General features: G+C 45.8%; 3 protein-coding genes. All 3 read right to left on the bottom strand.

The features are described from left to right. Positions 1-42 precede the first annotated feature (42 nt). Entirely contained in the window at positions 43-1545 is a 1503-nt protein-coding gene (locus tag A3766_RS14595) for a hypothetical protein (protein WP_068509796.1), read from the bottom strand. A gap of 28 nt (positions 1546-1573) precedes the next feature. Beyond that, the gene (locus A3766_RS29685; RefSeq protein ID WP_068509798.1) at positions 1574-9292 is read right to left on the bottom strand and encodes an immunoglobulin-like domain-containing protein; all 7719 of its coding nucleotides are present in this window, start codon (positions 9290-9292) and stop codon (positions 1574-1576) included. Positions 9293-9400: 108 nt separating this feature from the next. Continuing rightward, positions 9401-9838 (bottom strand): hypothetical protein, encoded by a 438-nt coding sequence (locus A3766_RS14585; protein WP_156490428.1) that lies wholly within the window; start codon positions 9836-9838, stop codon positions 9401-9403. Between the last annotated feature and the right edge of the window lie 1021 nt (positions 9839-10859).

Genomic DNA, 10859 nt, shown 5'->3' with positions numbered 1-10859 from the left:
TTATCGCAGGTTTTTAAAAGGAATTATGAATCTTTAATTAGCTCAGAGTTGTTCGATAATTCTGTCCCAGGCGTTGTCAAATGATGCTGCCTGATAGTCTGCAAACCAAGCCTTGTCGACAATGCCGTTGCCATCGCTATCTTCAAGCATTTGTGTTCGGTTTCCATTGATATCGTAATCATATTGGGCTACAAAATCCCAAACACGATCGCCATCGAGGTCTTTTTTGTATTCGGTCCGCTTGTTCAAATTATTATATTGATATGACTCGATATATTCTGGTGTGCCGTCCTGGTTATCATCACGCTCGTAGCGGTTTGGGCGATTGTTACTGTCGTAGCTGAAGCGGCTTATAGAAGTTTGAGTGTTTTCCTGGTTGGATCGAATGTTATGCTGGCTTAGGATATTGCCGTTTAAGTCATAGTTATAGCTGATTGAAGAGTTTGCTTCGCCGTCATTATCACTATCCTCAGATTGAGATCTAAGCCTGTTTCCGGAGTATGTATATGAGACGCTTGAAGCAAGTTCGCTATTGCGACTGACTGTATACAGAATAACATTGCCCTCGGTGTCATATTGATATTCTGCCAAAATATCTATTGTGCCATCATTCCCCAAATCAGTTTCGAGTTTTGACAGTAGAGAGTCTTGGTAAGTGTAGGATTGCAATATATCGAGTTCGTCTTCAGGTCTATCTATTTCTTTGCTCAGGATATTACCGTCATCATCATAGCTGATTGTTTCAACTGTATTTGACGCGCTATCAGATGTTTGCGTTAAACGGTTTTGACTGTCATAGCTGTAGTGAATGGTTTTGTCGACAGTTCCATCGTTATTGAAGTCTGTTTCCTGGCTTGTTAGAAGCCGCTCTTGGCTGTATGAATACTGAACGAGGGTTTTATCTAACTTACCTTCATTCGATAAAACTGCAGAGTTAAGGTTTGATTCGATACTGATATCGAGGTTTTCATAAAGATGTTGGGCTGCTTGAGTGAAGGTTCTGTGGCTTTCGATATTGAGTTGCGATAGAACGCCTTTAAAATCGACTTGCTCGGTAAACTGGGAGGCCTTTACATAGAAATTGATTGTTGAAAGCTCTAATTCTGTGTGAGCGTTTCCAAGGTCTATGCCGTTCTCAGGCTCGCCGTCCTGGTCGAGTGCCTGAAGGAGTGTCGCTATGTTGATGACGCGGTCAAAGCTGGATATGTCGGTGCTTTGCAGACTTGTAATGATACTTTTTTCACTGTTTAGCGGGGCGGAACCGGATAGATCAAAAGGCGTGATAAGTTCCTGTGCTTCTGATGTACCTAGATAGATTCCACCAATAGAGAACTTAACCTGTTCGCCATCGCTATAAGAAAACTCACCACGCTCATTCGTCATGCCTGACTGTGTTTCTGTTTCATAATATAGGCCTGATACCGGGCTATCAATAAAACTGCCTGTTCTGATATCCGCTGGTTCAGTGCTCGATTGCTTGCTACCGCCATCACAGGCACTTAATAATATTGGTAGACAAGCAGCGTAAATAAATCGATTCAACATAGTTTCACCTTAAGCTTTAATCTCCATTCTATTGCGGCGTTAGAGTAAACGAGTCGATTCGTTTATCGGTTGGATCGACAAGTATATTGAATCGCAAGGTGTTAGCGCCCGATACTAGCGTGACAGGCAAAGCAGCTGAATCCAAATAGAGAGCGTTATCACCAGTCGCAGAAAGAGCGATGCTACCAGCGGCGCTACCGTTCACAAGGATATCGAAAGAAGAGCTATCATTTGATGAAGCGTATCGGATTGTTAGGTTGTAAGGGATGGCGAACGCCTGAATATCCGAGAACTCAATGTAATCTCCATCCTGTGCCAAGCTTATATTGATATAACCTGAGCCGGTAAAGCCTGAGCCATAACTTTCTACATCTGGCCCATCACCGATTGTGCCCGTTTCGGCCTCGACAAATATTGCAGCAGGGGTGACAACATTAATGGTTCTTTGCACGGTTATAGCGGCATTCCCAGCAGCGTCGACAAGGTCATAGCTCAAGACGTAGGTGCCATCGGTATTAATATCGACAAAGCCGCCTGTTGTAATGTTGAGGCTAATATCTCCGTCAAGGTTGTCTGATCCTATCGTACCAGGGTCAGTGAATAACTGGCCATTAACATGATCAATGGTTGAGTCACCTACAAGGGTGATTACAGGAGCGATGCCGTCCGTTACGTTTACTGTTCGAGTAACTGTAGCCGCGGCATTACCGGCAGCGTCACTAACATTGTAACTTAATACATAACTTCCAATCGTGTTGATATCGAAAGAGCCTGTCCTTGCTATGTTGCCGTAAATGTCTCCATCAGCGCTGTCTAGAGGCGTTTCGCCGGCATCATTATAAGCAGTACCTTGAACGTGGTTGGTCGGGTCGGAGCCAGTAAGTGTAATCACTGGAATCGTTGTATCCTGAACAGTGATTGTGCGACTAAGCTTTAGAGCAGCATTACCGGCAGTATCACTGACGTCGTATCTTATCGTGTATATGCCTGCAATATTTGCATCGATGGTATCACCGCTTATGACGATGCTGGAAGTTAGGTTGCCATCCACGTTGTCGTTGGCTGTTGCACCAGCGTCGGTATAGCTCGTTCCTTGTTCAACTGTTTCAGCTGCATTGCCTGTTAGCGTAATGACTGGAATAGTTGTATCGGCAATGATGACTGTTCTAGTAACGGTCGTTGCAGCATTCCCCGCGGCATCATTGACGTCATAGCTGAGCACGTAGGTTCCGGGAGTATTAACATCAACAGCTCCACTAAGTACGATATTGGTGGTGACATCACCGTCAAGGTTATCGTCAGCTGTTGCGCCTGCATCTGTGTAAGAGGTGCTCTGTTCATGATTGACAATCGTGTTGCCCAGAAGAGTGATTGTTGGTGCGATGCCGTCTGTTACATTCACTGTGCGTGAGACTGTTGTTGCAGCGTTACCCGCAGCATCACTTACGTCATAAGAAATTAGGTAAGTGCCAATTATATTGGTATCTACATCGCCTGTTCGCGTGATACTGGCAGTAATGTCGCCATCAGCACTGTCAGAGGCTGTTGCACCGGCATCGGTATAAGGTGTGAGCTGAACATGATTAAGCGGGCTGGAGCCCAGTAGGGTAATCAGTGGTGCAGTACTGTCTTCGACTGTGACGGTTCGTGTTACTTGTACAGCATTATTGCCCGCAGTGTCACTGACATCATAGCGAGTGGTGTAAATCCCAGCTGTATTAATATCAACCGTATCGCCGGATACGATGATGTTGCTGCTTAGGTTGCCATCGACATTGTCGCTTGCCGTCGCGCCTGCGTCGGTATAGCTGGTAGCTTGTTCAACGGTTTCGTTAGAATTACCGTTGATTGTAATGACTGGAACTGTTGTATCGGCGATAACAACGCTTCTATTAACTGTAGCAGCGGCATTACCAGCGGCATCATTGACATCATAGCTGAGTATGTAGGTGTCTGGCGCATTTACATCGACAGTTCCGCTAACAACGATGTTTGCAGAAATATCCCCGTCAAAATTATCGTTAGCGCTCGCTCCTGCATCGGTATAGCTTGTTCCTTGTTCATGATTTTCAATTGCATTTCCAAGTAAGGCTATTGTTGGTGCAATTGTATCGCCAACATTTACAGTTCTTGTTGCGGTGGTCGCGGGGTTTCCTGCTGCATCTGTTACGTCATAACTGATGATATACGAGCCTTCAACATTAACATCTACACTGCCCGTGACAACAATACTAGCGCTCATATCGCCATCGATAAGGTCGGAGGCAGTAGCGCCTGCATCTGTATAGGTGCTGCCTTGTTCATGGTTGACGGCTGAACTGCCGATAATGGTAATAGCAGGGGCTGTCGTGTCGGCCACGATAACGGTTCTTGTAATTGATGTGGCTGCGTTACCGGCTGTATCGCTAACATTATAAGTAAGAATATAGGAGCCGGCAGTATTTGCATCAACGGAGCCCGTGACAAGGATATTTGCAGTTAAGTCTCCGTCAACGGTATCACTGGCGGATGCGCCTGCATCGGTATAGCTTGTTCCTTGCTCATGATTAGTTGGAGTACTTCCGCTTAAGGTCAATACCGGTAGCGTTGTATCAACAACTGTAATAGTACGTGTTAGTGTTGTTGCGTTATTTCCTGCGCTGTCGCTAACGTTGTAATTGAGAGTGTATGTGCCAGCGGCATTTGCATCGACAAAACCGGATACAGTGATGCTGGCGGTGATATCACCGTCAGTATTGTCTGTAGCACTGGCGCCACGGTCGCTATAAGCAGTTCCTTGTTCATGGTTGATGCTTGCCGAGCCAAGTAATGTGATAACCGGTGCGGTAGTATCGGTGACGATTACTGTTCGCGTAAGCTGTACGGCATTGTTCCCAGCTGCATCACTTACGTCATAGCTAATTACATATGTTCCAGTCGCAAGAGGGTTGACTGTTCCGCTTGAAATAATACTGGAGCTCAGGTCGCCATCAATATTATCTGTCGCACTTGAGCCTGCATCGGTATAGCTTGAGCCAAGTTCAATATTTACGGTTGTGTTGCCAATTAGAGTTATCATTGGTGCAGTAAAGTCGCCGACATTAACTGTTCGGACTTGTTGTGCGGCAGGGTTTCCACCAGAGTCTGTCACATCGTAAGTGACCGTGTATGTGCCTGCGACATTTTCATTCACGTTGTTAATGGTGACAATTGCTGCGCTAAGCGTAGCGTCATCATCGACTACGTCTGATGCAGTCGCACCCTGGTCGGTGTAAATTGTATTTAGCTCATGATTAAGTGGGTTGGCACCAGACATGGTGATGGTTGGTGCGCCAGTATTGGCAACGTTTACAGTTCTATTAACCGTGGTTGCGGCATTGCCTGCTGCATCAGAAGCGTTATATGACAAGATATAAGCGCCGACAGTGTTGGCATCTACTGAGCCTGTAACTCCAATATTTGCTGAAATATCACCATCAATATTATCTGAGGCGATAGCGCCTGGATCGAGGAATATGGTGCCTACTTCATGATTGAGCGGGTCTGTGCCGACTAAGCTGATTACCGGCGCAGTCATGTCACTAACAATAACAGTTCGCGAGACTTGCGTCGAAGCGTTGCCTGAGGCGTCACTAACGTTGTAAGTAAGGGTATAGCTTCCACTTACGCTGGTATTAACTGCACCACCAAGCACAATGTTGGAGCTTAAGTCACCATCAATGGCATCTGATGCCGTAGCACCCGCATCCGTGTATGTCGCGCCTTGCTCTACATTAACTGTAGCGCTGCCAAGTAGAGTAATCACGGGGCCGGTTCTATCGGCAACGATTACGTCTCTGGTAACCGTGGGTGCAGCATTGCTTTGTAGGTCGGTAACGTTGTAAGACAGGGTGTAGGTACCCGCGATATTCGCATCGACTGTCCCACTAACGATGATGGATGCACTTAAGTTACCATCTACAGCATCCGTAGCGGTAGCGCCAGCATCTGTGTAGGTGGTTTGTAGTTCATGCAGGGTAGGGTTGTCGCCATTTAGTGTTATGGTTGGTGCGCCAGTATCCACAACATTCACTGTTCGTGTAGTGGTTGCTGCAGCATTTCCTGATGAATCGGATACATTGTAGGTAAGCGTATACGTGCCTTGTGTATTGGCATCGACTGTTCCTGTGACGCCAATACTTAGACTGATATCTCCATCAATATTATCGCTAGCGCTAGCGCCAGGATCGACGAAGATTGTTCCTACTTCGTGATCTAAGGGGTTGGCTCCAGCAAGGGTGATAAGTGGGGCTGTTGTATCGCTTACGATTACAGTTCTACTCGCCTGAATAGCGGGGTTTCCAGCGGCATCGCTAACATTATAGTGAATGGTGTAGTTACCAGCGGTATTTGTATCAACTGCGCCAGTGGTAATGATATTTACGCTAATATCGCCATCTATGATGTCTGTTGCGGTCGCTCCGGCATCGCTATAAACCGTTCCTTGTTCAGCGTTAACGGTGCTGCCTCCAGTAATCGTTATTACTGGAGCTGTTCTATCAGCAACGATTACATCTCTGGTTACCGTTGTTGCAGCATTACTTTGGGAATCATTTGCATCATAGCTAAGTGTGTAAGTTCCGGCGATATCCGGATCGACTGACCCAGTCACTGTGATTGAAGCGCTTAGGTCGCCGTCTGCTGCATCTGAAGCGGTCGCACCAGCATCTGTGTATGGCGTCTGTAGTTCGTGTAGCACTGGATTGTCACCAATAAGTGCAATAGAGGGTACTCCAGTATCCACGACGTTTGCAGTTCGAACTACGGTTGCTGCTGCGTTACCAGATGAGTCAGAAACATTATAGGTAAGGGTGTATGCACCTTGCGTATTGGCATCAACAGTTCCGGTAACGCCAATTGCTGTACTGATATCTCCGTCAGTGTTGTCACTGGCTGTTGCGCCTGGGTCGACGAAGATTGTGCCGACTTCGTGATCCAGCGGGTTCGTTGAGTTAAGGGTGATTACCGGAATAGTTGTGTCACTGACAATAACGGTTCTGGTGAGTTGTGTTGCCGCGTTTCCAGTAGCGTCACTTACATTGTAATTGATGCTATACGTACCGGCAGTATTAACGTCAACAGTACCGCTTGTGACGATGTTTGCACTGATATCACCGTCAATTACATCACTAGCAGTTGCGCCAGCGTCTGTATATAAAGTGCCTTGCTCATGATTAACTGTAGTACTACCGGTAATAGTGATGAGTGGAGCGCTTCGGTCTGCAACGATAATGTCTCGTGTTACGGTTGTCGCAGCATTGCTTTGTGAATCCGTCACATCATAACTGAGTGTATAAGTTCCAGCGGTATTTGAGTCGACTGAGCCTGTGATGACAATACTAGATGAAAGGTCTCCGTCTGCGGCATCTATTGCAGTGGCACCAGGGTCGGTAGAGGTAGTTTGCAGCTCGTGTAAAATGGGGTTGTCGCCAAGTAGCGTGATGGCCGGCACTCCGGTATCGACAACATTAATTGTACGAACTACCGTCGTTGCAGCGTTTCCTGCCGAGTCGCTGACATTATAGGAAAGTGTATAAGTGCCAATTGTGTTTGGGTCAACCGAGCCAGATACGCCAATATCGGCACTAACATCGCCGTCTATAATATCGGATGCTGTTGCACCAGGGTCAACGAATATGGTGCCTACTTCATGATCCAAAGGGTTTGCGCTAAGTAAGCTTATTACCGGTGCTGTGCGGTCAGCAACGTCAACAACTCTGCTGATTGGTGCGCCTGCATTGCCCGCGGCATCACTTACGTTATAAGTGATGATATATACACCGGCGGTATCACTATCTACTGTATCTCCGCCGACTACAATACTCGTAGTGATGTCTCCATCGGTATTGTCATTTGCGCTTGCGCCAGCATCTGTATAGGGGGTTCGTAATTCATGCAGAACTGTTGAGTCGCCAGACAAAATGAGAGTTGGAGGTGTTGTGTCGTTTACGTTTACTGTTCTTATTTCGGTAGGTGCAGCGTTGCCAACTGAGTCCGAAACATCGTATGTGACATTGCATGTGCCTGTTAGGTTCGGGTTGACGGTATCTCCAGCTACGGCAATGCTGCTGCTTAAGTCTCCGTCGATTGCATCTGATGCAGTAGCGCCTGGATCGGTGTAGGCATTTCCAAGCTCGTGATCAAGAGGGTTGCTTCCAAGAAGGGTGATCGTTGGCGCGCCGGTATCGGCAACGATTACGTCGCGAGATATTGTTGTCGCTATATTTCCTGCTGCATCGCTTAGGTCATAAGAAAGTGTGTAAGTACCAGCAATGCTTGAATCAACAGAACCGCTGACGACAATGGAGCTGCTTAAGTCTTCGCCTGGAACATCTGATGCAGTAGCGCCAGGGTCGGTGAACCGGGTGTTTAATTCTTGATTATACGGGCTGGCGCCTATTAGCGTAATAATCGGTGCAGTGGTATCGACAACATTAATTGTGCGAGAAACGACTACTGCTGCATTGCCTGATGAGTCTGACACGTCGTAGTTTAGGACATAGCTTCCAACCGTATCGTTCGTGACGCTTCCTGAGATAATGATATTAGCCGTAATATCACCATCAACATTATCGGTGGCTGTGGCTCCTTCTTCTATATAAGTGTCGCCTTTTTCCAGAGTGATACTCGAAGCTCCGCTTAGTGTAATGCTAGGGATAGTTGTGTCTTGGACGATTACATTACGAGTGACAGTCGTTGCGATGTTTCCAACGGCATCCGAAACGTCGTAGGACAGGGTGTAAGTTCCAGCAGTGTTTGCATCAACGGTTCCGGAAATAGTAATGTTTGCGCTGATATCTCCATCACGATTATCGATTGCTGTTGCGCCGGGTTCTATATAGCTGGTCAGTTGTTCAACGTATGTCGGATCGTCGCCAGTAAGAGTAATAACGGGAGCGATGATATCCTCTTCTAGAACGTAGACCATTCTAGATACCGTATCAGCGTTGTTACCTGCGCTATCAACGACATCATATTCAACTAGTATTCCCGTAGGGTTTGGTACGGATGTATCGATAATAGTGGGAGTATCGATAACGTTCGGCCTAGTAACGACCTCAGATGTCAAATCCAAGTCTTCTGTATCATAAGCGGAGTAGCCGGGCTCGGAATATTCGTCGCCAACAATAAGTGTGACGTCAGTTGAGCCCGCTGATGTTTCGGCAAGAGTAATGATAGGTTTTTCATCAACGCCAGCTTCACTGGCTTTTAGTTGGATTGGTGTGCCAGCGGTGAAGTCAGTGAACTGGAAGCAGTCATCAATATCAGTGCTAGTTGATTGGTCAGATAAAGCTGTTTGGCTAAGTAATATATCAGCATTGACTGCTACACCGTTCTTTTCAAAGCAGCCGGTAATGCCAAACGGGATAACCCCTGTTTCGATAGCGTAAATCGTAGCGGTGGTTTGGTCTGTGTGCCAAAGATATTCGCCGTTCCAACTTAATCCTTTAGGGTCAGCTCCTGGTGTGTCAAAGAAGTCAACAACGCTACCGTCGCTTGGGTCAATGCGGTAAACCTTGAGTTCTTCTTGGTCAGCTACCCATAAGTCTCTACCGTCCCAGGTAATACCAAAAGGGCGAGCATTAGTGACTGAGGGGTTAGATTGGTATGAAGGTAAAGAGGAGGGGCCTGGTAAAGACAAAAGAAGCGCACCATCTTCAGGGCGTACTTTATTGATAGTGTTAGTTTGCCAGTCTACGACCCAAAAGCTATGACCGTCGTATGTCATGTCGGTGGGTGATGGGAATGCCAGTGACGCGAGTGCATTCTCCGATTCGAGGTTATCACCATCTACCGGGTCTACTTTTATGATGTCGTCAGTTATAGGGCTGGCATTTCATAAATAGTTTTCAGCAAAAGTGAGACCGCCGCCGCCACAGTATTGGCCTGCAGGCGTTGCGCCACAAGTAGGGATGGGGTTGCCATCGCTATTTATTGGTGGGTTATCGGTGTCTGCAAGAGGAAGGTTTAAATCACTGTCGCCTGCAGAGAACAATAGTACGTCGTCACCTACGTCACTTGTGCCCATGTCATCATATATATCTTCAGGATATACCCGGTATATTCTATCGGTGCCAAAATCGACTACCCTAAGATAGCCATCATGCATGGTAATGCCTTGAGGGGATGTAGGTGTTCGACCATCACCGCTTACATTATTAATAGTCAGTGTTGTTAGGATATTACCTGCATCGCCGGGCGCAGCAGATAAAAACTGAGCGTAGAGAAGAACAATAAATGATAGGGAGGTAATACTCAGTTTTCTTATTGGCATCTGATTATCCATGGCTCTTTATGTTCAAAGACATTAAGTAATAAACGATCGGTGTTAGCTTGTTGCACGGTCTGGCTTTTATGAAGCGACTTTATAGAAATGAATATTGAGGGGCTTGTTAGCGCAAAATTGTAAAATTATGAAAGAACTTTGAACTCTGTCTCATGAATATGCCTGTTAGATGTAGCGCTAGCTAGGCTTGTCTCTTTAAAGAAATAAGTGCTTATTTAAGTTGTTGTTTGCAAACTAAAAAATTGTAAAGTCATGAGCGTACAGTTGTTAGGTTTTATCATAGAAAAAGCCTAAAAAAACGTTGCATATAAATGTGAATGTTATTAATGTTTATATTTTGAGAGGGGGGGTGTAGGTTGAGTTTGTGTGATGTTGGTCGGTTTTGGATGGCTTGGTGGTAAATGGAGGCTATATATCGGTGGTTAGAAGGTGGGTTGATGTCGTATTAGTATAAAGAAGGGTTATAAAGAGGGGGTTAAAAATGGGTGCAGCAGTGGTTGCTGTCTTTGGCGTATTAATTTATAAAAAAGTTTGATAAAGGTGTTGACCTAAAGAATCAGCTCTATATAATGCGCACCTCCTTAAGACGAACCGCTTCGAAAGCGGCGAAGTTTGAAGGAGATAGAGGATAAATTAAGTGATTAAAATCAGTAATTTATCTTCGCTTGTTAAAGGTTTTGGTTTTCGGTTTTGAATTTAAATTTCTTCGAAAACAAATTNAAAAAATCGTTGACAAGCAAATGAGACGCTGTAGAATACGCGCCTCGCTTGAGGGATCTCAAGCAAGCTCTTTAAAAAATTAACCAAGCAATTCGTGTGGGCGCTGGCTGAGATGATTTCACGATAAAGCACTCTGATCTAACTTGTTAGAGAGGATGTTGCTTAAGAAATTATCAAGTCAACGACCTGTACAATTTATTTGAACAGTAAGTAACTTGAGCAAGTATATGAAGCTTTTGCTTCGACTAGATTGAACTGAAGAGTTTGATCATGGCTCAGATTGAACGCT

The sequence above is a fragment of the Oleiphilus sp. HI0132 genome (assembly GCF_001635845.1).
The sequence above is the reverse complement of the archived record's forward strand: the minus strand, read 5'-3'. Positions and strand labels throughout refer to the sequence as shown.